Source organism: Gordonia sp. CPCC 205333 (genome assembly GCF_048537885.1).
GTDB lineage: Bacteria > Actinomycetota > Actinomycetes > Mycobacteriales > Mycobacteriaceae > Gordonia.
Map to the genome: position 1 here is coordinate 145,153 of NZ_JBCLVI010000001.1, position 21,393 is coordinate 166,545.

24 protein-coding genes are annotated in these 21,393 nt (G+C 62.1%); 9 read left to right on the forward strand and 15 right to left on the reverse strand.

Annotated features, from left to right (window positions below; genetic code table 11):
• Positions 1 to 85: 85 nt before the first annotated feature.
• Positions 86 to 565, forward strand: coding sequence for an Lrp/AsnC family transcriptional regulator (locus AAFP29_RS00715; protein WP_419215383.1), 480 nt, complete (start codon positions 86 to 88; stop codon positions 563 to 565).
• Positions 566 to 573: 8 nt separating this feature from the next.
• Here AAFP29_RS00715 and AAFP29_RS00720 read toward each other — a convergent pair whose 3' ends face one another.
• The 4 genes from AAFP29_RS00720 to AAFP29_RS00735 form a co-directional block, all read right to left on the reverse strand.
• On the reverse strand, positions 574 to 1,602 hold the full coding sequence (locus AAFP29_RS00720) for an esterase-like activity of phytase family protein (protein ID WP_419215384.1): 1,029 nt from the start codon (positions 1,600 to 1,602) through the stop codon (positions 574 to 576).
• Positions 1,603 to 1,666: 64 nt separating this feature from the next.
• Positions 1,667 to 2,449, reverse strand: coding sequence for an SDR family oxidoreductase (locus AAFP29_RS00725; RefSeq protein ID WP_419215385.1), 783 nt, complete (start codon positions 2,447 to 2,449; stop codon positions 1,667 to 1,669).
• 65 nt (positions 2,450 to 2,514) lie between these two features.
• Positions 2,515 to 4,293 (reverse strand): alpha/beta hydrolase, encoded by a 1,779-nt coding sequence (locus AAFP29_RS00730; protein ID WP_419215386.1) that lies wholly within the window; start codon positions 4,291 to 4,293, stop codon positions 2,515 to 2,517.
• 9 nt (positions 4,294 to 4,302) lie between these two features.
• Positions 4,303 to 4,602: a hypothetical protein gene (locus AAFP29_RS00735; RefSeq protein ID WP_419215387.1), complete on the reverse strand. Its 300-nt coding sequence runs from the start codon at positions 4,600 to 4,602 to the stop codon at positions 4,303 to 4,305.
• 102 nt (positions 4,603 to 4,704) lie between these two features.
• On the opposite strand from AAFP29_RS00735, the gene AAFP29_RS00740 reads away from it, so the two are divergent.
• From AAFP29_RS00740 to AAFP29_RS00755, 4 genes are read left to right on the forward strand one after another with little or no spacing between them, the layout of a single operon-like run.
• Positions 4,705 to 5,130 carry a CoA-binding protein gene (locus tag AAFP29_RS00740; protein WP_419215388.1) on the forward strand — a complete coding sequence of 142 codons (426 nt, stop codon included), beginning with the start codon at positions 4,705 to 4,707 and terminating at the stop codon, positions 5,128 to 5,130.
• Positions 5,127 to 5,711, forward strand: coding sequence for a hypothetical protein (locus AAFP29_RS00745; protein ID WP_419215389.1), 585 nt, complete (start codon positions 5,127 to 5,129; stop codon positions 5,709 to 5,711). Before AAFP29_RS00740 ends, AAFP29_RS00745 begins: the two co-directional genes overlap by 4 nt.
• A 51-nt stretch (positions 5,712 to 5,762) precedes the next feature.
• The gene (locus AAFP29_RS00750) at positions 5,763 to 6,629 is read left to right on the forward strand and encodes an SDR family oxidoreductase (protein WP_419215390.1); all 867 of its coding nucleotides are present in this window, start codon (positions 5,763 to 5,765) and stop codon (positions 6,627 to 6,629) included.
• 19 nt (positions 6,630 to 6,648) lie between these two features.
• A complete protein-coding gene (locus AAFP29_RS00755) occupies positions 6,649 to 7,146 on the forward strand; it encodes a MerR family transcriptional regulator (RefSeq protein ID WP_419215391.1) in 498 nt (165 codons plus the stop codon).
• A 15-nt stretch (positions 7,147 to 7,161) separates the two neighbouring features.
• On the opposite strand, the gene AAFP29_RS00760 is transcribed toward AAFP29_RS00755, so the two are convergent.
• Both AAFP29_RS00760 and AAFP29_RS00765 read right to left on the reverse strand, forming a co-directional pair.
• Positions 7,162 to 7,686: a DUF1697 domain-containing protein gene (locus tag AAFP29_RS00760; RefSeq protein ID WP_419215392.1), complete on the reverse strand. Its 525-nt coding sequence runs from the start codon at positions 7,684 to 7,686 to the stop codon at positions 7,162 to 7,164.
• 85 nt (positions 7,687 to 7,771) lie between these two features.
• Positions 7,772 to 8,308, reverse strand: coding sequence for a hypothetical protein (locus AAFP29_RS00765; RefSeq protein ID WP_419215393.1), 537 nt, complete (start codon positions 8,306 to 8,308; stop codon positions 7,772 to 7,774).
• A 211-nt stretch (positions 8,309 to 8,519) separates the two neighbouring features.
• Between AAFP29_RS00765 and AAFP29_RS00770 the strand changes: the two genes are divergently transcribed.
• Entirely contained in the window at positions 8,520 to 9,377 is an 858-nt protein-coding gene (locus AAFP29_RS00770) for an arylamine N-acetyltransferase family protein (protein ID WP_419215394.1), read from the forward strand.
• A 107-nt stretch (positions 9,378 to 9,484) separates the two neighbouring features.
• On the opposite strand, the gene AAFP29_RS00775 is transcribed toward AAFP29_RS00770, so the two are convergent.
• Both AAFP29_RS00775 and AAFP29_RS00780 read right to left on the reverse strand, forming a co-directional pair.
• Complete coding sequence (locus tag AAFP29_RS00775; protein WP_419215395.1) at positions 9,485 to 10,753, reverse strand: DUF4185 domain-containing protein; 1,269 nt, start codon at positions 10,751 to 10,753, stop codon at positions 9,485 to 9,487.
• 192 nt (positions 10,754 to 10,945) lie between these two features.
• Positions 10,946 to 11,728: a methyltransferase domain-containing protein gene (locus AAFP29_RS00780; RefSeq protein ID WP_419215396.1), complete on the reverse strand. Its 783-nt coding sequence runs from the start codon at positions 11,726 to 11,728 to the stop codon at positions 10,946 to 10,948.
• 68 nt (positions 11,729 to 11,796) lie between these two features.
• Between AAFP29_RS00780 and rnhA the strand changes: the two genes are divergently transcribed.
• Positions 11,797 to 12,258: a ribonuclease HI gene (gene rnhA / locus AAFP29_RS00785; RefSeq protein WP_419216312.1), complete on the forward strand. Its 462-nt coding sequence runs from the start codon at positions 11,797 to 11,799 to the stop codon at positions 12,256 to 12,258.
• 2 nt (positions 12,259 to 12,260) lie between these two features.
• Positions 12,261 to 13,166, forward strand: coding sequence for an NAD(P)-dependent oxidoreductase (locus AAFP29_RS00790; RefSeq protein WP_419215397.1), 906 nt, complete (start codon positions 12,261 to 12,263; stop codon positions 13,164 to 13,166).
• 12 nt (positions 13,167 to 13,178) lie between these two features.
• Here AAFP29_RS00790 and AAFP29_RS00795 read toward each other — a convergent pair whose 3' ends face one another.
• The 5 genes from AAFP29_RS00795 to AAFP29_RS00815 form a co-directional block, all read right to left on the reverse strand.
• A complete protein-coding gene (locus tag AAFP29_RS00795) occupies positions 13,179 to 13,457 on the reverse strand; it encodes a WhiB family transcriptional regulator (RefSeq protein WP_419215398.1) in 279 nt (92 codons plus the stop codon).
• 22 nt (positions 13,458 to 13,479) lie between these two features.
• Positions 13,480 to 13,959, reverse strand: coding sequence for an HNH endonuclease (locus tag AAFP29_RS00800; RefSeq protein ID WP_419215399.1), 480 nt, complete (start codon positions 13,957 to 13,959; stop codon positions 13,480 to 13,482).
• Positions 13,960 to 14,263: 304 nt separating this feature from the next.
• On the reverse strand, positions 14,264 to 14,830 hold the full coding sequence (locus AAFP29_RS00805) for a YdeI/OmpD-associated family protein (RefSeq protein ID WP_419215400.1): 567 nt from the start codon (positions 14,828 to 14,830) through the stop codon (positions 14,264 to 14,266).
• 46 nt (positions 14,831 to 14,876) lie between these two features.
• On the reverse strand, positions 14,877 to 16,808 hold the full coding sequence (locus tag AAFP29_RS00810) for an ABC transporter ATP-binding protein (protein ID WP_419215401.1): 1,932 nt from the start codon (positions 16,806 to 16,808) through the stop codon (positions 14,877 to 14,879).
• Positions 16,805 to 18,532: an ABC transporter ATP-binding protein gene (locus tag AAFP29_RS00815; RefSeq protein WP_419215402.1), complete on the reverse strand. Its 1,728-nt coding sequence runs from the start codon at positions 18,530 to 18,532 to the stop codon at positions 16,805 to 16,807. The genes AAFP29_RS00810 and AAFP29_RS00815 overlap by 4 nt, the downstream gene beginning before the upstream one ends.
• 134 nt (positions 18,533 to 18,666) lie before the next feature.
• Between AAFP29_RS00815 and AAFP29_RS00820 the strand changes: the two genes are divergently transcribed.
• Positions 18,667 to 19,458 carry an SDR family oxidoreductase gene (locus tag AAFP29_RS00820; RefSeq protein ID WP_419215403.1) on the forward strand — a complete coding sequence of 264 codons (792 nt, stop codon included), beginning with the start codon at positions 18,667 to 18,669 and terminating at the stop codon, positions 19,456 to 19,458.
• An 85-nt stretch (positions 19,459 to 19,543) separates the two neighbouring features.
• On the opposite strand, the gene AAFP29_RS00825 is transcribed toward AAFP29_RS00820, so the two are convergent.
• Together AAFP29_RS00825 and AAFP29_RS00830 are read right to left on the reverse strand one after the other, a co-directional pair.
• Positions 19,544 to 20,344: a family 1 encapsulin nanocompartment shell protein gene (locus AAFP29_RS00825; RefSeq protein WP_419215404.1), complete on the reverse strand. Its 801-nt coding sequence runs from the start codon at positions 20,342 to 20,344 to the stop codon at positions 19,544 to 19,546.
• Positions 20,345 to 20,376: 32 nt separating this feature from the next.
• Positions 20,377 to 21,387 (reverse strand): Dyp-type peroxidase, encoded by a 1,011-nt coding sequence (locus AAFP29_RS00830; RefSeq protein WP_419215405.1) that lies wholly within the window; start codon positions 21,385 to 21,387, stop codon positions 20,377 to 20,379.
• Positions 21,388 to 21,393: the final 6 nt, after the last annotated feature.

A 21,393-nucleotide genomic window follows, 5' to 3' on the forward strand; every position in this document is an offset into this window, starting at 1 on the left:
TAATATCAAAGGACGTGCAATTCATGTGTAGATAATTCGAGTCAGTTGCCAATTTGGCATGTTTTCTTCGTAGAGGAGGCCACCTGTGACCACTGCGTCGAAGGATGTTCGGCCACTGCTCGATGACACCGATCGTCGCATCTTGGAACTGCTGCAATCTGATGCGCGCATCCCCAATAACGCACTCGCGTCAGCAGTCGGCATCGCGCCATCCACCTGTCATGGGCGCGTTCGTCGCCTGATGGATATCGGGGTCATCCGCGGCTTCATGACCGACATCGATCCGGCCGCCGTAGGCTATCCGTTGCGTGCTTTGATTGCCGTTCGACTGCAATCGGAGGCACGCGGCAAGATTCGTTCCTTCGTCGGTGAGATACGTGCGGTGCCGGGAGTATCCGACGTCTTCTTCCTCGCCGGCGATGACGACTTCCTCATGCATGTGGCTTCGCAGGACACCGAGGGGCTACGCAAACTGGTGGAAGTAATCAACAGTCGGCCGGAGGTCGCGGGTACCACGACGTCGCTGGTGTTCGAGCACCAATGGGGTGCGTCGCCGATCTTCTGACATGCCGGTCAGGACGGTAGTTTCGCCGACAGCGTCAACAAGCGAGTCACCTGTTTGGCAGAGAAGTTGTCGTCGGAAATCAGTCGCAGGGTAAATCGATCGCCAGCCTGGGTCACCGCCAGTCCCTCGTAGTTGTCCATCAACGGATTACGTTGCAGCTCTTTGGTTTTCGCTCCCAATGTTGGGCACCGAGTGAGGTTGGCCAGATCGCGTCGATCGACGACGCGTGCGGTGGCAGATCCCGAGACAGGTCCGATGCGAGATGTGGTCAGGCGCACCGTGTTTCCGCTGCCGCTCGAATAGGCGGCTTCGAGTACGACTATCCGGTCTTCTCTGTATGCCGCGATGTCGGCGATTCGCATCCCCGCTCCGGCCTGGTAGACGAGTTCGCGAACTAACGCGTAACGGCCCGAGGCGGTACGACGGTAGTCGAGGAATCGGTGGGAGCGTTCACCCACCAACGGCCCTTCCATCGCGGCGATCAACCGATCGCCGGACGGTGTCACCGTGAGTCCCTCCAGGGTGGTGTTCGGCTGGGCTCGACCGAATGGCGTGACCCGGAATGCCTGCGGCACAGGTACTTCGGAGCGCTGCCGACCGTCGCGGCCGAAGACGCGGATGGACGGCGCGGATTCTGAACTGATGATCAGCACGCCGTCCCGCCCGACGGCCAGTCCCTCATTGTCGGGATCTGCACCCAGCGCTCGACCGGCCGGATCTTTGAGAATCAGTGGTCCGCCGACGATCCGAGGGTTACCGGGATCGGTGAGAGTCCATATGACCGCGCCATTCGGTCCGTGGTCGGGCAGGGTCAGATAGTTTCCCGACGTACTGTCGCGGGTCAGTGCCGATAGCCCGCCGATCCGCTGTCCGGTCACGGCGACCTTGTCGAGTGCGTCTGAATACCCCACGACGTCAATGGAATTCGAGCACCGGGCGGGTGCGGCCTCGGTGGGCGTTGGCAGCGAAGTCAGTGCGGCCAGGGTTAGCACGGCGCAGCTGATGAAACGGGCGGTCGAGGTTCGCGATAGACGCATACTTATTCGATAGCCGCTCGAATGCCCGATGTCCACTCGCGGCGGGCGACGGCCGGATGAACGGCTACCCAGCGGCCATCCCCAAGGTTGCACCACCATCGATGACGATTAGTTGCCCGGTGATCCATGCGGCGTCGTCGGATAAGAGGAAGGCGACGGCGCTGCCGATATCGTCTGGCACGCCGAGCCGCTTGAGGGGGTAGGCGGCCGCGACTTGTTCCTCATTGCCCTCGTAGAGGGCACGCGCGAACTTCGTCTTCACCACCGCCGGAGCTACCGCATTGACTCGGATAGTCGGGCCGAGTTCCAGCGCCAGTTCTTCGGTGAGATGTATCAGCATGGCCTTGCTCGCGCCGTACATAGCGATGCCAGGCGCCGGGCGGATACCCGCGAGCGAGGACACGTTTACGACTGCGCCGCCACCGTCGGCCAGGCCATTGCGGTAGGCCTCTTGAGTCCACGACAGGGCGGCGAATACGTTGACCTCCACAATTTTTCGTGCGGCGTCGAGGTCGATGTCGATCAGGGGACCGAAGACCGGGTTGATTCCGGTGTTGTTGACCAGCAGGTCCACCGACCCGAATTTCTCGATCGTCCGCCCGATCGTCTCACGTTGATGATCAGCATCGTCGGCATGTCCGGCGACACCCAAGGCGACGTCGGGCCCGCCTAGTTCGTCGACGGCGACGTCGAGTGCGTCGGATTTGCGACCGGTGATGACGACACGCGCACCGTCGGCGACAAGGCGTCGCGCGACGGCGAGGCCGATACCTCGGCTGGCGCCGGTAACGATCGCGGTGCGCCCGGCGAATCGGGGGCTGGACTTATCGACAGGTTGTGCTGACATACGTCGTTCATATCGTGAACCCCGGCGCCGACGCAGGGAAATGGACGCTTAGTCGCTCGACCAAGTCAATGCCGCAGAGTTTCGATGCCGAGAATGCCGCCGATGCTGCCCGCGATCGCCGCACTGCGCGCGGCGGCGAAGGCCGAAGTTTGGGCGGCTGGAGTATCGGGCATACGCGGCACATACTCGACAGGTGTGTCGCCGGTGATCACCGCGACCATATTCTGGAATCCAGTGGAATCGGGGTCATCCCAATAGGCGCCATGGCCGCCGTTCTGCCCGGTGACAAGTTGCCCGTGATGGTCGCCAGCGATGCTGTAAAAACCGGTATCGAGGCGTATGACGCCCGGCGTCGTGTCGGGATCGGAACCGAAACGCCCGGTTGCCTGGGCGGTGTGGATCCAATCGCCGGGCGCCGTCAACGAGTAGCGCTCGACATTCGGATTCGCGTTGTGCCAGCCGGTAGTCAAAGCGCCGGTACCGGCCGACGACGCATAAATCACGCGGTCGGCCCGGAGGCCAAGTTGTTCAGCGGTTCCGACGACCGCGCCACCGTAGGAATGACCGATGAAGGTGGTCTTGGCCGTTGGTGCGATGCGGCTGAGTTCGGCGTCGAGTTCGTGTCCGAACTGCACCAGACCGGGCGCTATTTCCTTGGCCGGTGCGGTATCTGCCGCGGAGTCTTTGAGTCCGAGTACCGCGTGCATAACGCCATCGGCCGCTCCGCCCGGCACCATCGCCATTTTCGCTCCGCTGAGCACGCCCTCATGGCCCATCTTCTGCGGTAGCCGGTCGTCGAGATACATGAGTACCGGTGCGCCGGTCCGTGCGGACAGATTCCGCGCGCTCTCGTAGTTGGAGCGGCTTCCATTCAGATTGGAGTTGGTGCCGGGGACGTATGCGACGACGTTGCGTGTCGAACTGTCCAACTCGCCGATTAACTCGATAGCGTGTCCGACCTTGGTATTGGAGAACGCGACGAATTTGCGCTCGGCGGCAGCGGGGTCACCAACCAGCGGGCCGGTCGGCCGCACCGGGGTCAACATCTCGGAAAGCTTCTTGGCCCGATCTCCGTCTGCGCGGCCGGCGGTTATCTCATCGGCGAGTGCGTTACGGATGTTCACGGTATTGGCCTTGATACGAATCTCGAACGGCACGCCGTCGAGATTGCCGATGACATGTGGATCGGCGGTCACCAGTTGCCGAATGACATCCGGAGTGAGAGTGGACAAAAAGGCGCGACGTTGCGTCAGTGTCATCGCGACCAGTGTGGCGACGACAGCGTCGGGGTCAGCGCGGGTGCCGTCAGGCAGTGTGACCGGCCGCTGACCGTTGACCATGTCGGTCAGGTCTTTCGCGTGGGCGGTGAACGCCCGGCCGTAGGCGGCGTCCAAATCGGCAACTGCGGTCAATGCCAGTGAGATCCGATTTTGCCAGACTGTCGCGTCGGCAGTGCGGTCGGCGAGGATGGCCCGATCGGTTTCACCGTCGTCGGGAGCGCTGACGTCCCCGGCGTCGGATACATCAAAACCGGCCGCGACGATGCGCCGGACCTCCGACAGCACCTGTTCGCGGGCAGGCACCAGTTCGCGGTTGGCGTTGGCTGCGGTCGAGGCCAGGGCGTGCAGAACGGCGCAGACTTCGCTGGCATGATCGGCGTTGGCCGCAATGGTTTGCCTGGCCGCCGATTGCGCGTGACCGGACCACCCTCTCGCTGACAACAGGGCGCGATCGATCTTGCTCGCGGCGTCGGAAATCGCACGAGCATTCGCGCTCGCGACCGACGATGCCAGGGCAAGATCGTTGAGTCGCCAGCGTCGCAGTGCCGAGATCGTCGGTCGCATCGCGGTCACCTAGAATATCGCCCCGAGCAATACCGCACCCCGGTTGTCAGCCTGTTTCAGGCCGGTCGCGGCGGTTGTCGCCGATCGACCGGATTCAGAAAAGCGCGCACCGACCCCGCGCGTGGTGGTGGTTGCCGCAGTGACGCATGACCCGAGCGCAGCGAAAGTCTCGCTCGACGCCGTAGTCGGTCTCATTCCGCCGAAGTCCAGCGTCCCAACGGTCACTCCGGCGGCCGATGCGGTCCTCCCGAGTTGTTCGACGCGTTCGGCTTCGAGCGTGACTGAAGCTGCCTTCGCCGCAAGAATCATGATCCCCTCCCTCGACGCACTGCGCATACGTCCTCCGGTCCTATACAGACGCGCGTGGAGCCGACTCGGTTCCATCGGATTTGCCGACGTAGACTCAGTACCGTGAGCGCCGACGACGTCATCGAATCGATCCTGCGCGACTACGACACGATTACCGTGGTCGGGGCGAGTGCCAACACTGCCAAGGCGGCAAACGAGGTGCCCGCCTATATGAAAGAACGCGGTTGGCGGATCATTCCGGTCAATCCTCATGCCGATGAGATTGTCGGTGAGCCGGTCTATCGAACACTGGCCGATATTCCCGAACAGGTGGGGCTGGTCGATGTATTCCGGCCGTCCGACGACGCCGCCGAGATTGCGCGGCAGGCAGTCGAGGCTGGAGCTAGCGCGTTGTGGCTGCAATTGGGTATCCGGTCAGCTGCGGCACGTGAGATCGCAGAATCGGCCGGACTCCGTTATGTGGAGGACCGCTGCCTGATCATCGAACAGCGGCGTACCGGCATCGTCGCATCCGGAGGAGCGCGATGAGCGCGATGGTCATCGTGGTGATCGCCCTGGTCCTCGCGGCTTTGGTCCTCGCTGGCGTCGTGTGGTTTGTGTTGGACTCGAACAAACGGGTCAAGCGGTTCGCCACCTCGACAGACCTTATCCCCGGCAGGCCGGGACGAGCACCTGCGGCGTGGGCAACGTCAACAGCGGCGGAAGCTCAACTGCACCAACGCATTCGGTATGCCATCGCAGATGTCCACCAGGCGCCGGGAGCCCATGCGACTCCAGAAGTGATAGCCGCTCGCGACGATCTGGACGACGCAGTCTTCGAACTCGATGATCGGCTCATCGAAATCGGCGAGATGGCCGATGAAGGGTCGACTGGAGTCATCGACACTCGCGTTGTCGAAACGGATGACAAGGATAACGACGGCCCTGATCGCGGCGAACAGGCCGCGAAGGCCGCCGAGGAGATCGATAGCCCGAAGGCGCGCAAGCTCCGGGCCATCGAGCAAACGATTCTAGTTCTTGAGGCGCTACCCAAGAAGATCTGGGATGCACAGCCGGCCGCAGCGCTCGCAGATCTGAATTCGACGGCAAAGGCCCTGCGGAGCAACTAATTTCGGCTGTGGTCTTGCATTCGAGCGCACTCAAACCCATAGCGTGCGCCTATGACTTCACCACAGCAGACCTGGATCATCACCGGCGCCACTCGCGGTTTCGGCTACGCACTCACCATCGAAGCCTTGCGGCGCGGTGACAATGTGGTGGCCGCAGTCCGACGGCCGACCGCACTTAGCGACGTCGTAGCGCAGTGGCCCGATCGCATCGCCGTTTGCGAATTCGATGCCGGGGCAACAGATCAGGTGGACGCGGTCATCGAGATGGCGCGCGAACGATTCGGCGGCGTCGATGTATTGGTCAACAACGCCGGCCGGGGAATCGTCGGTGCGGCCGAAGAGGTAAGTGAAGCTGAACTCCGGGCCGGTATGGATCTGCATTTGCATGTACCAGCGGCGATGGTGCGTGCGGCATTGCCGACGATGCGAGCGCAAGGGTCGGGGACGATCGTGCAGATGAGCAGCCAGGGTGGTCGACTGTCCTTCCCAGGGATCGGAGCCTATTCGGCGGGCAAATTCGCGCTGGAAGGTTGGTCGGAGGCACTAGCCGGTGAAGTGGCACCATTCGGCATCCGCGTGATGTTGGTGGAGCCAAGCAGATTTCGCACGGCCTTCAACGAGCCGGAGGTACTGCGAGTCGTCGAGCGGAGCGACGTGTATGGCGCCATCCTTGATGATGTTCGCGCGAATATGGCCGCAGGGGATGGTGTGCAGGAAGGCGATCCGGCCCGCGCTGCCCGGATAATCGCCGATGCGGTCGGCAGCGACGACGTTCCGTTGCGGCTTCCGCTGGGAGCTGAGGCTGTTCGCCGCCTCGACGAGTCATATCGCGCTGGGTTGGCCGGTGTGCGGCGTTGGGAGCACACCGCCGTCGCGGCGGACTTTCCGGGAGTGCCAGCCTCTGCTCGTCCGTTCTGAGCGGCCTAGGCTGGTGATTATGGTGGACTCGGCATCTGAACGGGCAGTCTCGTCGTCTGCTGATCTGATGAATCGGGCCTTGGCTGCGCTCGGTGAATTGGGTGGTCCGGCTTCGGTCGACGCGATCCATCGGCTCACTGAGACAAGCGATTCGAGTGAGTCGATGACTATCGCGGAGGTGGCGGAACTCCTTACGGTTTCGGCGCATACGTTGCGCTACTACGAACGGGTCAATCTGGTCGACGTGGAGCGCGATCCGCGCGGACATCGGATCTATTCACCCGAAGCGGTTCGCCGCCTGGTGTTCCTGACTCGAATGCGGTTGTCCGGCATGCCGATGCGCGATTTGCAACACTACGTCGAGCTGGTCGACGCGGGTGCCGGTACGGTGCCCGAGCGACTGGACATGCTTGTCGAACATCGAGACACCCTGCGCAGGCAGATTCGCGAACTCACGCTCTCGCTGGTGGCCACCGAGTACAAGATCGAGAACTACGGTGGGCATGCGGGCGAATGACCTTCGCCGACCGAATCAGCTTGCCAGGTCGATGAGTTTGGCCACCGTGTTCAGATTGCGGCCGGTTCCCTGTACGCCGAGAATACGGGCGATGACGGTCGCGGTGAGCTTTGATTGCCCCGCACCGGCGTTGTAGCGGATGTGGAGATCGTCGCCGATCACTCGAACCACCTCGGTCGGGAACTCGCGGGACTCAAATTCGTTGACCGCCTTGACCGTTGGTGTCCCGGTCAATGCATAGACGTAGGAAAACTTGGGGTTGGCGACTTCGAAGGGATGCGCTGCCAATGCTTCACGAAGTTGCGCGGGTGTTCGGCTGATGACTTCCCGGTAGTAGCCGAACCGGGTTTCGATCGCCTTCTCCAGCGCACGGTCGAAGTCCTCGGATACGCCAGGCGGGGTATACAGCAGGTTTCCCGACGCGATATAGGTGGACACTTCAGTGGCGCCGAGTTCGCTTGCGATTTCCCGCAATTGGGCCATTGGGAGTTTCGCGCCACCGACGTTGACGGCACGAATGAGTGCGATGCGATCGGGCATGACATTCCTTCGGTCACTCGTAGTGCGAGCCCGGCGGGTGGCCGGCCAGACGATCTGGAGTCTAGTGTCTATCGGCCCACGAGTGTCAGCGGATCGTCGCATCGGCTCGCGACGGTCGACGGATGACAGCCAGTACTCCGGTACAGATGATCATCACGATCAGAGCACCTCCGACCGCGACGAGCACTGGTATCGACAGCGTTGATCGGGTGAATGGCGTGAATGATTCGATGCCGAGTTTTTGCGCGAGATCGCTGTAGAACAGCTCGGGGATACACACGATCGATACGACCACGACTGCCGCCACGAGCGCTGACAATGCTGCGGCGATGTTCATCAGACTGATTGTGGTTCGCGGAGTTGGTGCTATCGCGGTTGCCGCAGCGATGATCGTCAGCGCCGCCGCGGCTACTACCGTCCAGCTGAGCGGATTGAGGTCCAGTATCGAGCTATTGTGCGATGCCTGCGGCCCGCCGTCGCTCCCGAGGCCCATCCAGGCGAACGGTCCGTCGGACGAGGACAGATCTAGCCAGGGCAGCACTGTCAGCGCACCAGCGACGATCGCCGCGACGATACCCACCGCGCAGAGCAGGGGGCGGGCCGTCCGCTGCAACGGTCTCAAGGTTGATGTCCGAGGTGTTCCGACGTCGTTGGCGTCCGTCGGTGCTGACAGAAGGGATCCACTAGTGGGCCGCACCCGAATCCTCCCGTCGAGAAAATGACTTCCTTTGGCGAGGTTACGACCGATAGGCGCGCAGGTGGGAACCGGTGTCGTGCGTTCAACGGACATCGACCGCGCCGAAGAGTCTGGCCGACTTCAGTAGGCTCGGACTGTGACCACCTGGCATGGCGATGAACTGGACCTTGACGCGTATCTCGAACGGATCGGATACGCCGGCAACCGCGCTCCGACGCAGGCGACTCTTGCTGCGTTGCATCGTGCCCATACGACGTCGATTCCGTTCGAGAATCTCGAGATCATCCTGGGACGGCAGATCGTATTGGACCTGAAGGCATTGCAGCACAAGATGATTCGGCAGCGGCGTGGCGGCTATTGCTTTGAACATGTCGCATTGTTCGCGGCTTCCCTCGAGCGGCTGGGCTTCGGATTCACCGCATTGAGTGGTCGGGTCATGTTGGGGGCCAAGACTATTCGCCCGCGAACCCACGCGCTCCTTGTCGTCGAATTCGACGACGGTGGCCGATGGCTATGCGACGTAGGATTTGGCCGCGGCCCGCTTGAGCCGATCGAGTTGATCGCGGGTAACGAGGTCGATCACGATGGCTGGCGGCTGAAGTTGTCCACGGCGCCACTCGGCGCCGACACCGAAGTGTTTCACCCCGAGCAGTGGACGCTGTGGCAACGATCGGTCGTCGACGGTGAGATCGGCTGGCTCGACCGGCACGTGTTCACACTCGACCCGCAGTATCCGATCGACTTCGCCGTCGGAAATCACTTCGTGTCGACATCGCCACGTTCGCCATTCGTCACCCGGCCCTTCGCTCAGCGATTTGCCGCCGAGATCCAACACACTCTCGATGGAATCACCTGGACCACAACAACTCCCGATGGTGCGAGTAGTGAGCGTGAGGTTGGCATCGACGATCTTCCCGCGTTACTCGCCGATACCTTCGAGATCGAATTGACGGCCGGCGACGCCTCGGCGCTCGTGGACGCGATGTCGGGATAGGCCCCGGCAATCGGCAGGGGGAGACTCTATCCATGGGAACGAGCTGGCCGGCCAACTGTCTTCGCGCACAGTTGTATCGGTCATCTTTCCCCCTAAGCTGGTACCGGTTAGATCTTCGACAGGTCTGTCTTGATCAGCATCACGTTATAGTCCTCCCACCGCGACGCCACGAAATAGAGGTTCTGGCCGGTTGAGCGCGGGTGGATATACGGAGCGTAAAGTCCCTGAGTTTGGCTGGCGGGCACGATGACTCGCGGATTGCTCCACGGCCCGGTTGGTTTCGGCGAGGTGCGGATGACGACGCTACCCCCGCGCGCCGCGAGCATGACGTACTTCTTCAGGTAGGAGTTGTAGGCAATCGACAACTCGCTCACCGGTTCGTGGATCACCCGTCCGGCGGTTGCCGAATCCCGCGACCACCGGCCGTTTGTCCCGCCGCTGTAGTACTCGTAAGCGTTGAAATTGGTGAGCTGGGACGCCGGGACCCGGGAGAGGAACATCGCTCCGTATCGACCGTTGGGTGTCCCGTATTGATATACCCACGGGCCGACGCGCAGGAATGCGCTCACCTGAAAGCGACCCTGGCCGGTCCGGAAATGCGGGTTGCCGGGAATGTTGAGCTCATAGTTGGAGCGCGCGGTATTCCAGTCGATCGCCCAGTGCTGTCCGTTGTCTCGGGAGACCGCCAGTGCGGAGTAATTGGTGACCCAGCGTCCGGGCGGACCCCAATTGTGGATCGACATGAAACTCACATATTGAACGCCGTTAACCGAGATGCCCGCCGTCGGGATCATGCCGATTTCGATGTTCTTCACACCGACGGCATTCACCATCGGCTGAGCGAAGGTCGGATGCGCTGACGTCACCGATGCGCCGGAGAAGATATTTCCTGCCTGCGCGTCACGGAAGGTGATGCCTTTGGACAGATCACTGTTGCCGTTGGAACGAAGCATCGTATTGTGGCGCCAGACCATCTGGCCGGCGCATTTTCCCCAGGTGTCACCGAACGCCATCAGCACCTGACCTGAGCCGTTGTCCCACGGCACGCCGACGTCGGTCGAGGTGATGGAGAACCGCTTGTCTGTCTTGGCGGTGCTGCGGGGACCGGTTACCCAGGACACCGTCTGAGAGGGTCCCGACGATAACTTGAGGAGTGGCTGTTGTGGCTTCTTGCCCCCGGCTCGGTAACTGCCGAAATCGAGGCTGCCAAGCCCGATCTGACTGGAGCCGGAGCTACCGGTGTTCCCGAAGTCGCTGCCGACCAGCCCGGTGGCATTACACGGGGAGGCGGCCGCCGGCGGTGCCACGACCGTCGCCGTCGTCAAAACGAGCCCTATGGCGGCAAGGCCCGCCGTGGCGGTACGCGTGATGCGCATCGGCTTCCCCTCAATACGGTGCGCTTCGATGCGCGAGTCGAGAAACTACTGTGAACGATGAGACTCCAGAGGTTGCTGGGGCGTCAATGGTTGTGCTCCGATCGTCACACATGTGTGACCCTGCCACGAAAGTCGGTGTCCTACATTCGCGCGGCGACTCGGCGAAGTACTACATGCGCGAGTCGACTGCCGTCAGTTCCGCACAGCGACGACGAAAGTGCGGCGGAAAGGCAAGGGTGTGCCCCAGTCCCGCGCCGGGAATGCCGTGCGAAGCGCGGCCCGATAGTCGGCGATGAACTCGTCGCGTAACTGCGGTTCGTCGGCGAGTGCGGCGAGATATGGACGCAGCCGGGTGCCCGCAATCCATTCATATACCGGATTTTCGCCCTGCAAGATGTGCAGATACGTGGTGGACCACGCGTTGACCGTGAATCCGCGTGGCGCGAAGAAGTCGACATAGTCCACCGGGGGGATCGGATCGAATGGGCGGATGTTGTCGAAGCGTCCGGTGAACCTCGACTCGGCAGCGAGTTCGTCGAGAAGTCGATGAGTCGGCCGATCGGCGTTGTCGGGGACTCCGATGGCGACAACTCCGTGTGGTGATAGCCCGGCAAGCAGGCGCTCGATAGTGGCGAACTGATCTGGCAGCCACTGGAAGGTCGCGTTGGAAACGATGAGATCGGTCGCCTCGGTCGGCAGCCACGACGCCGCGTCAGCCAATGCGTATCGCACGCCATCACCGGCGTGCTCCCGCGTCGCGCGCTCGATCATCGCGGGCGAAGAATCTACACCGGTGATCGCCGCGCTCGGCCAGCGCTGACGGAGGAACTGAGTCAAATGCCCAGGCCCACAGCCGATGTCGCTGATCGTGGTGATCGGCCGAGTAGATTGCGGAATCTGCCCGATCAAGTCGAGAAATGGGCGGGTGCGTTCGTCGCCGAATCGCAAATACTGGGCCGGGTCCCACGATGCCATGAAACCTAATGTACGGGCAGTGGGCTATCGCAGCGGGTCGCAACGGTGTCGAAGTGGGCCCGAGTACCGTGACTGCGGTGAGCGACGACATTGTGGAGATCTCGACCGACGGCGCATGCCTGGGAAATCCCGGGCCCGGAGGATGGGGTGCGGTGTTGCGATATCGCGGGCACGAGAAGCAGATTTCCGGGGCCGAAGCCGACAGCACCAACAATAAAATGGAGCTGACCGCTGCGATCGAAGGTCTCGCAGCACTGAACAAGCCGTCGACGGTCGTCATCTATACCGACTCGACCTACGTCCGAAACGGCATCACCAAATGGGTCAGCGGGTGGCAGGCGAATGGTTGGAAAACTTCGGCCAAGCAGCCGGTGAAGAATGCGGACCTATGGCGTCGGCTCGTCGATGAGGAACAACGTCATCAGGTCACCTGGAAATGGGTGAAAGGTCATGCGGGAGACCATTACAACGAGATAGCGGACACCTTGGCGACGTCGGCGGCGCGCGCGCTGCGTGACGGACAGGAGTGAATATGGTGCGGGTAGCACTGGCGCCGCACACCGACCAGCACCTGGTCGGTGCGATCAAAGATGCCGGGGGACAGCTTGTTTCGCCCGACAATGCCGAGGTTCTGGTCTGGCTCGGCGGAGCTGACGACTTTCCCCAGCTCGCCGACGGCGTCGAGTGGGTGGCACTGAAGACGGCAGGGATCGAGGAATTCGTGACTGCCGGAGTGATCGACGATCGTCGTAAATGGACCAATGCGTCCGGGTTCTATGCCGCGGGATGTGCCGAGCACGCGCTGGGCCTCTTGCTGGCCGGGCTGCGTCAGATCAACACCGCAATTCGGTACGGCTGGGATAAGGAGCGGATCGATCCCGAGGTACGGACTCTGCGCGGTGCGACGGTTGGCATTATCGGTGCGGGCGGCATCGGCCGTGAACTAACTCCACGGCTGAAGGCCTGCGGTGCAAGGGTTGTCGCGGTCAACTACTCCGGTCGGAAGGTCGACGGCGCAGACGAGACCGTTCCGGCCGTACGCCTGGACGATGTGTGGGGCCGGGTTGATCATGTGGTCTTGGCGGCGCCGTCGACACCGTCAACCCATCACATGATCAACGATGCTTCATTAGCGGCCCTGCCGTCCCACGCGTGGGTGGTGAATGTGGCGCGCGGACCGCTGATCGATGAGGCGGCGTTGCATCGCGCGCTGATCGCAGGTGAAATTGCCGGCGCCGCAATCGATGTCACTGATCCGGAACCGCCGGCTCAGGATAACCCGCTACTTACTTTGCCCAACGTCATCGTCACCCCACACGTGGCGAACCCGGCCTCGAGGCTGACCGAGGAGATGGCGCCGTGGCTTGCCGAGAATATCCGACGCTTCAGTGCCGGTGAGGAACTGCTCTCGCGGGTGAGCTCCGGCCGGGACTACTAGGGCATACCCGGACTAGGCCGTGCGGGCGACCGCACGGCCGTAGACCAGGTCGACACCGCCCCACACGCCGTCGAGGTGGTTGTCGATGCCGAACTCGTAACAGTCTCGACGCAACGGACATGCCGCACAGAGGCGCTCCGCGACGTCATAACTCTCACTGGGGAAGGGGAACCACAACTCGGGCTGCGGATGTCCGCTGCAACGCGCTCGGTCCCAATCGATTTCGGTGGAGGGCACGAGGAACTGCGTCAGTGCGCGCAGTAGCTGTGTGTCCCGTGGGCGTCGGCCCATGATTCCTCCTTTCAAAGTCGGGTCAGGTAACGAGCTCGTACACTTGTCGTTGATAGTGCTGCCAGGGGTCGTACACCCGCGGGGTGATCCGCAATGCCATGCCGGCCTCCTGAGGTGTGCGAGCTGCCTTGTGCGAGTTGCACTTTGAGCAACACGCGACGAGGTTCCGCCAGGTCGATCCACCGCCACGGCTCGATGGCCGGACGTGGTCGACCGTGGCCGCCGGTGCGCCGCAGTATCCGCAGATGCGTGCGTCGCGGGTGAGGATGGCGGCGTTTGGCGCATAGGTATCCGGGGTTGCGTTGGACCACGGACGAAAGGCATTGCGCTGTACCGCGATCACCCGGTGTATCGCCAAGGCGGTGCTGGGTGATCGTACGACCTTGACGATCGGTGCGCTAGCGAGATTCACCGCGTCGCCGGTGACCAACAGCGTTGCCGCACGTTGCCACGACGCGATGGCGAGGATCTGCAAACCCGGGTTGGTGACGAAGATGTTCATTGGACTGAGCTTTCGATGGTCGTGGATGCGGGATCCGCACCTCACGAGAATTGGCTCAGGGGGTACGGCAGGACGAGAGATAGCCAAAATCATTACGGCGCAGCAGATAGACCGACGTTGTGTCGGTCAGTCGTTCGCGCTGCGGGCGCAGTCCACGAAGAGTATGGATTGGCATGTCGGTCACCTCCGTCAAGATCGCGTGTCAATGTCTCGCGAGACATGATTACACGGCGTAGGGCGGGTTGTCGCGCGAATATTGTGCGGACGGTGACCACCTGCGAGCTAGCCGACTGTCTGGGAGCGGCTAGCTGGGGCGAATGTTGTTCGCTGCCTGCTCGACGATCTTGGCGACTCGTCGTGACTTGGTTTCTGGCCGTTTGGCGAAGGCGATCTGAGATAGCGCGAACTTTCGCGCCGATGGCGGAAACGCGTCCCAATTGAGACGAGCCTGTGGGACGGCGTCGAGGGCGACGGTGAGTTCATCCGACTCGATGAGCGCTTCGGCGTCGTCGAGTAGTGTCCACGACCCGGACGCCTTAGCCCCGTCGACAACGGCTTGGCCAGAAGGCTGCATCCGGCCGTCGGCCAGTAACTGTGCCACACGACGCTTGTTGGTTGCGGCCCACGCGCTGGCAGGACGGCGAGGCGTGAATCGAAGCATCGTGTGCGTTTCGTCGAGGGGATTGGCCAAGCCGTCGACCCATCCCCAACACAGCGCCTCGCACACTAGATCCTCATAGGAGATTGGCTCAATACGATTGCGCGCCAGTACAACCCATACCCCGACCGAGGAGTCGTGGTTGGCCGACAGCCAGGCACGCCACTCGTCACCGCTCTGGGGCGCGACTCTCGGCAGTTCCTGGCTGGTCATGACGGTAAGGATAGTCGCGATACAGCCCGATGGAACTTCGTGATTCTTACTCGGCCACCGCGCCCACGAACTGACTGTTGTAGAGCCGGTAATAGGCGCCCCGCAATGCCAGCAATTCTTCGTGATCGCCCTGCTCGACGATATGGCCGTCCTCCATCACCACGATCGTGTCGGCGTCTCGGATAGTTGAAAGTCGGTGCGCGATTACGAAACTCGTCCGGCCTCTGGACTCACCGTCCGTTTGCTCACCTCGGCGCAGACGTGCCATCGCCTTCTGGATCAGCAGCTCGGTGCGCGTATCGACCGAACTGGTCGCCTCGTCGAGGATCAGGATCGTGGGTTTGGCGAGGAAGGCACGCGCGATCGTTATCAGCTGTTTCTCACCTGCGCTTACGCCGCCACCCTCTTCGTCGATTACGGTGTCGTAACCGTCGGGCAGCACCCGTACGAAATGATCGACGTGACTGACTTTGGCCGCTTCAATGACTTCCTCGTACGACGCCGTCGGATCACCGTAGGCGATGTTCTCGAAGATGCTGCCGCCGAACAGCCAGGAATCCTGCAACACCATCCCAGTTCGCTCGCGCAGATCGTCGCGCGTCATGTGGCGCGAGTCGGTGCCGTCGACCTTGATGGTCCCGGAGTCGACGTCGTAGAACCGCATGATCAGGTTGACCAGGGTGGTCTTACCCGCGCCGGTCGGCCCCACGATGGCGACCATATGTCCGGGCTTGGCGATGAGCGACAGATTGTCGATGAGAGGTTTGTCGGGGACGTATCGGAATGACACATCATCGAATTCGATGAGGCCGCGGTCGTGGTCGGGCGTCGACGGTGTGGCCGGGTCGCGACTTTCCTCGTCGGCGTCGAGGATGTCGAAGATCCGCTCAGCCGATGCGACTCCACTCTGCATCAGGTTGAACATCGACCCGATCTGGGTGAGCGGCTGGGTGAACTGGCGTGAGTACTGGATGAAGGCCTGCACTTCACCGAGGCTGAGCGACCCCGATGCCACGCGTAGCCCACCAACTACCGCGACGACCACGTAATTGACGTTGCCGAGGAACATGATGGTTGGCATGATGATGCCGGAGATGAACTGGGCGCGCCAGCTCGACTCGTACAGCTTCTCGTTGCGGTCATCGAAGGCAGATTCCACTTGCGCTTGCCGCCCAAAGGCTTTCACCAGCTCGTGTCCGGTGAAGGCCTCTTCCACCTGAGCATTGAGTTGGCCCGTCGACGCCCACTGGGCCATGAAATGCGGCTTGGAACGCTTTGCGATCTGCGTTGTTGCTACGAAGGCAAGCGGCACAGTGAGTACCGCGATCACCGACAGTAGTGGCGAGATCCAGAGCATCATCACCAAAATGGCGATGACCGTCAGAACGGAGTTGAGGAATTGGCTGATGGTCTGTTGCAGGGTTTGAGACAGATTGTCGAGGTCGTTGGTCACTCGTGAGAGTAGGTCGCCGCGCGCGGAGGCATCGTAGTAACGCAGCGGCAGTCGGTGAACCTTGTTCTCGACGTCGGTGCGCAACTCCTTGATCGAGTGCGCGACAACGATATTGAGCAGATAGGCGGCGAGCCACGAGAGTAACGACGAGCCGGCGTACAGGATCAACACCCAGACGAGGACCTGGCCAACCGCGCCGAAATCCACGCCGACGCCGGGTGTCAGGTCCATCGACGTGACCATATCGGCGAACGTGCCCTGGCCGTCTTCGCGAAGACCCTGTACCGCTTGATCTTTGGTGATGCCGGACGGTAGTCGACCGCCGATGACACCGTTGAAGATCAAGTCGGTGGCATGGCCGAGCACTTTTGGCGCATAGGCGGTCAGGACGACTGACGCGACGATCGATGCGATAACGGTGCCCACCGCAGCGCGCCGCTTGCCGAGCAGCTTGAGCAGCCGGCGCACCGAGGGACCGAAAGACCGTGCCTTCTCAGTGGGTGGGCCTCCCATCGGGCGTGTCATGAGGTCACCGCCAGTTGAGACTCCGCGATCTCCGCATAGGTTGCGCAATATGCCAATAGCTGCTCGTGGGTGCCGATACCGGCAATTCGGCCCTTGTCCAGGACGATGATCTGGTCGGCATCGATGATGGTGGAGATACGTTGCGCGACAACGATAACCGCCGCATCGCCGGTGACCGGCAGGAGAGCGGCGCGCAGTCTGGCATCGGTCGTGAGGTCGAGAGCGGAGAACGAATCGTCGAATAGATAGACCGATGGGTTGCGGATCACCGCCCGAGCGATAGCGAGACGCTGTCGCTGGCCACCGGAGACCGTAGTACCGCCTTGTGCGACAGCGGTATCGAGACCATCGGGCATCGCGGCTACAAAATCGTCCGCCTGGGCGATGCGTAGTGCAGCCCAAATCTCATCGTCAGTGGCATCGTGTTTGCCGTGCCGCACATTGGCGGCGATGGTGCCGGAGAACAGGTATGGCTTCTGCGGAACCAGCCCGATGACCGAACGAAGCGCATCAGGGTCGAGTCGAGCGACGTCGGTGCCTCCTACACGGACCGTGCCGGACGTCGTATCGATCAGGCGCGGCACTAGGTTCAGCAGCGTCGTCTTACCTGAGCCGGTCGATCCGACGATCGCCGTGGTGGTGCCGGGAGCTACGGCGAAGGAGATATCTTGCAGCACAGACTCATCGGCGCCAGGGTAGCGGAACTCGGCGGCGTCGAAACTGACGGTCGACGGCTCGGTGGCGAAGCCGACCGGTGCGTCGGGTGGGCTAACTGACGTCTCGGTGTCGAGAACTTCGGAGATGCGTTCGGCGCAGACGGCCGCGCGCGGGGCCATCATCGCGAGGAAGGATGCCATCATCACCGCCATCATGATCTGCATGACATAACTCATCATCGCGGTGAGTGCGCCGATTTCGACCGAACCGTCGGCCACTTGGTGGCCGCCGATCCAGATGATGGCGACAATGGTGACGTTGGTGATCAGCATGACCGCGGGAAACATCAGGGCCATCATGCGGCCGACGCGCAGTGTCGCGTCGGTGAGATCGCCATTGGCGACGCCGAAGCGGGCCTTCTCATGACGTTCCCGGACGAACGCCCGGACCACTCGAATGCCGGTGATCTGTTCGCGCAGAATGCGATTGATGTTGTCGATACGCGCCTGCATCGAGCGGAAACCGGGAATCATGCGGGCGATGATGACGGCCATCGCCAGACCGAGTACGGGCACCGCGACCGCCATGATCCACGACATGCCCGGTGCCACATGGATTCCCATCGCGATGCCGCCAACGCACATGATCGGGGCCATCACCAGGATGGTCATCGACATGGAGGCAAGCATCTGGACTTGCTGGACATCGTTGGTGGTGCGAGTGATCAGTGAGGGAGCGCCGAATCTACCGACCTCACGAGCCGAGAAACTGTTTATGCGATGCAGCAGGTCGTGCCGGATATCTCGCCCGGCGCCGAGCGCCGCCCGCGACCCGAAGTACAGCGAGATGATCGAGCAGACGACCTGGGCCAGCGTGACGACCAACATGATGGCGCCGATGCGGAAGATGTAGCCGGTGTCGCCGACGGCCACGCCGTTGTCGATGATATCCGCGTTGAGGGTTGGCAAGTACAACATCGCCGCGGTGGCGACGAGTTGCAGCACAATGACGGTGGTTATCTCGCGACGATAATTGTCCAGGTAGGAGCGGAGGAGTCGGCTCAGCATGGGGCACTCACTTGATCGACGGTAGCAATGAGTACCGACATGCGCCGAAGCATTTTCTGTCCCGTGCCGGGAAGGGGGGAATTGTCCGAGAATTGGGCTAGAACCTGTTCTATTTTCGTGGCACAGTGAGGGCCATGCTTCTCGACAAGTTTCGTATCGATGACACCGTGGCGATCGTGACTGGCGCCGGACGTGGCCTAGGTGCCGCGATAGCCGTCGGATTTGCCCAGTCGGGTGCCGACGTCGTCATCGCCGCGCGTACCCAGTCCGACCTCGACGATATTGCCCGGCAGGTGGTCGCGGCCGGGCGCCGCGCACATATTGTCGCGACCGACCTTGCCGATCCCGAGGCGGTCGCCGCGCTCGCCGACGTCGCTGTCGAACAATTCGGTCGGCTCGACACCGTCGTGAACAACGTCGGGGGTGCGTTACCGAGACCGCTGCTCGACACCAAGCCGAAGCACCTCTCGGATGCTTTCAATTTCAATGTCGCAACCGCGCACGCGTTGGTGCGTACCGCTGTGCCGCAAATGATTTCGACGGCAGGCGGTGGATCCATCATCAACGTCACCTCGGCCGTCGGACGGCTGCCGGGACGAGCGTACGCCGCGTACGGAACAGCGAAGGCGGCGCTGGCGCATTACACACGCCTTGCCGCGATGGACCTCAACCCGCGGATCCGGGTCAACGGGATCGCCCCCGGTGCGATTTTGACGTCGGCGCTGCAGGTGGTCGCCGACAGCGATGAGATGCGCGGTGCCATCGAATCGGCGACTCCGCTGCGACGCCTGGGGGACCCCGACGACATAGCGGCGGCCGCACTGTATTTGGCGTCGCCCGCCGGGGCCTATGTGACCGGAAAGATCCTGGAAGTCGACGGCGGATTGTTGACGCCGAATCTGGATCTGCCGATTCCAGATGTCTAAGACCGGCCGAAACCTGCGAGATGGTTGGCCCGGAGGGGGACTGGCCCTCGCGGTGACCCCACAAGCAGATACCAGCAGTTCCTGCCTACGGAGCGGTGAGCGCGACCGCGGCCTCGCCGGTATAAGACAGGAAAGTGAACGACTCGGTGAAGTAGAGATTGACCACGTCGCCGTCATGCGAGTCGTAGCCGATCGACACATCCTGACCGATGGTCAGCTCGAAGTCGCCGCCTCGCGTGCTAACCGCGAATGCACCGGTAATTGCCGGCGCCCAGACGATGTCTCCGGTCACCACGCGTTGCAGATGCTGCAGGATCGGATAGCCGTGGTTGGAAGTCTCGTTGACCAGTGAGTACACCTCCGCCGACAGGGCGAGCGAATACGGACCGTCAACCGACGCGAGGCGTAGCCGTGCCAACGCCTGGCTCACCGCTTCCGGATAGTCCCGGACGTCGGAGGGTAACGCGATTCTCGACGAACCGTCGGCACTGGCGATGCCGGTGATGCTTGCGGCTTGGTAACCGTCGAAGATCGCACGGTCTTCGGCCAGGGCGAGTTCTCGCGCCGCGTCGACGACTGGGTCCCAATTGCTGTCCTGCGCACCACGATCGACGTCGTCGATCGCTTCTCGCGTGACCGAGAACGGCACCTTGAGTTCGACGAGCGGCTGCGTGTGGCGCAGCGATGCCACGATTCCGGTGCCCGGTGCGTCGATTTTGGAGCGGTGCCCGATAGTCACCGACGCGACGTCGAGGCCCAAGGGGCCCTTCACGTCAACAAGTCGGCGGCCGGCGACATTTCGTTTGAACGACCTCGATGCCTCTTCTTCGATCGCCTCCCAGGCGGCGCTCGAGATCGGTGCCAGTTCGCGATGCAGGTTATTCATGTGCTGCCTCCTGTAGTGGATGTGTCAGGTGATCAGTGCAGAGAGCCGATGCCGAGCGAGCCGTCGCTTGACTTTGCTGGTGAATCAGGTTGCGCCGCAATCTCTTCTGGTGCGGGCGGCATATCTTCGAGGAATTCGACAGTGGGGGCGAAGTACTGGGTACCGGTGACCGCCGTCGTGAAGTCGAGCAGCCGGTCATGATTGCCCGGCGGATCGCCGATGAACATATTCGACATCATCCGTTCGGTCACCTCGGGTGACGCCGAGTAGGCGATGAACAGGGTTCCGCGCTCGCCGGAGGCGTCGCCGTATGGCATGTTGTCGCGCACGATCTGAAGTTGATTGCCGTCGTCATCCTCGATCACATTGAGCGCGATATGTGAATTGGTCGGCTTGACATCATCGTCGAATTCGATGTTCTCCAACTTGGTACGTCCGATCGCTGCCTCCTGGCCGTCGGTGCCCACTTCATTCCAGGCCGGCAAGTCGGTGACGTAGCGCTGAACCGTGACATGACTGCCGCCGATGAAGTCGGGATCTTCGTCGCCGACCGTGATCGCCGCGATAGCGGCGGCACCTACAGGATTCTCGGTGCCGTCGACGAATCCGATTAGATCGCGGAGATCGAAATACCGAAAGCCATGGACCTCGTCAATGACATCAATCGAATCACCCAACTGCTCAACGACTTTCGTCGCGACCTCATAGCAGAGGTCAAACTGGTCGGCCTTGATATGCAAGAGGATGTCACCCGGCGTAGACGGCGCGGTGTGCGTCTCGCCGACCAACTCGACGAACGGATGCAGGCCAGCGGGCCGTGGACCGGTGAACAGCCGATCCCATGCCTGCGAGCCGATGCCGACGATACCGGCCAGGGCCGACTCGGGGGCACGGGAGGACACTGAGCGGACCAGGCCGGAGAAACCGCCAAGCACGTCACGGACAGTGTCGACACCGTCGTCATTGATGCACAACACAAGGAAGGCTGCGCTTTTGGTTTTGCGGGTGAGAATTGTCTGCCCGGTCGCTGATCCGGAGTTCACTGTGAC

What these genes read in the sequence shown, in the direction of transcription:
- AAFP29_RS00720 (WP_419215384.1), bottom strand. Translation starts at nt 1,602, where the DNA reads ATGCGTCTATCGCGAACCTCGACCGCCCGTTTCATCAGCTGCGCCGTG.
- AAFP29_RS00725 (WP_419215385.1), bottom strand. Translation starts at nt 2,449, where the DNA reads ATGTCAGCACAACCTGTCGATAAGTCCAGCCCCCGATTCGCCGGGCGC.
- AAFP29_RS00730 (WP_419215386.1), bottom strand. Translation starts at nt 4,293, where the DNA reads ATGCGACCGACGATCTCGGCACTGCGACGCTGGCGACTCAACGATCTT.
- AAFP29_RS00735 (WP_419215387.1), bottom strand. Translation starts at nt 4,602, where the DNA reads ATGATTCTTGCGGCGAAGGCAGCTTCAGTCACGCTCGAAGCCGAACGC.
- AAFP29_RS00745 (WP_419215389.1), top strand. Translation starts at nt 5,127, where the DNA reads ATGAGCGCGATGGTCATCGTGGTGATCGCCCTGGTCCTCGCGGCTTTG.
- AAFP29_RS00750 (WP_419215390.1), top strand. Translation starts at nt 5,763, where the DNA reads ATGACTTCACCACAGCAGACCTGGATCATCACCGGCGCCACTCGCGGT.
- AAFP29_RS00755 (WP_419215391.1), top strand. Translation starts at nt 6,649, where the DNA reads ATGGTGGACTCGGCATCTGAACGGGCAGTCTCGTCGTCTGCTGATCTG.
- AAFP29_RS00760 (WP_419215392.1), bottom strand. Translation starts at nt 7,686, where the DNA reads ATGCCCGATCGCATCGCACTCATTCGTGCCGTCAACGTCGGTGGCGCG.
- AAFP29_RS00775 (WP_419215395.1), bottom strand. Translation starts at nt 10,753, where the DNA reads ATGCGCATCACGCGTACCGCCACGGCGGGCCTTGCCGCCATAGGGCTC.
- AAFP29_RS00780 (WP_419215396.1), bottom strand. Translation starts at nt 11,728, where the DNA reads ATGGCATCGTGGGACCCGGCCCAGTATTTGCGATTCGGCGACGAACGC.
- AAFP29_RS00790 (WP_419215397.1), top strand. Translation starts at nt 12,261, where the DNA reads ATGGTGCGGGTAGCACTGGCGCCGCACACCGACCAGCACCTGGTCGGT.
- AAFP29_RS00795 (WP_419215398.1), bottom strand. Translation starts at nt 13,457, where the DNA reads ATGGGCCGACGCCCACGGGACACACAGCTACTGCGCGCACTGACGCAG.
- AAFP29_RS00800 (WP_419215399.1), bottom strand. Translation starts at nt 13,959, where the DNA reads ATGAACATCTTCGTCACCAACCCGGGTTTGCAGATCCTCGCCATCGCG.
- AAFP29_RS00805 (WP_419215400.1), bottom strand. Translation starts at nt 14,830, where the DNA reads ATGACCAGCCAGGAACTGCCGAGAGTCGCGCCCCAGAGCGGTGACGAG.
- AAFP29_RS00810 (WP_419215401.1), bottom strand. Translation starts at nt 16,808, where the DNA reads ATGACACGCCCGATGGGAGGCCCACCCACTGAGAAGGCACGGTCTTTC.
- AAFP29_RS00815 (WP_419215402.1), bottom strand. Translation starts at nt 18,532, where the DNA reads ATGCTGAGCCGACTCCTCCGCTCCTACCTGGACAATTATCGTCGCGAG.
- AAFP29_RS00820 (WP_419215403.1), top strand. Translation starts at nt 18,667, where the DNA reads ATGCTTCTCGACAAGTTTCGTATCGATGACACCGTGGCGATCGTGACT.
- AAFP29_RS00825 (WP_419215404.1), bottom strand. Translation starts at nt 20,344, where the DNA reads ATGAATAACCTGCATCGCGAACTGGCACCGATCTCGAGCGCCGCCTGG.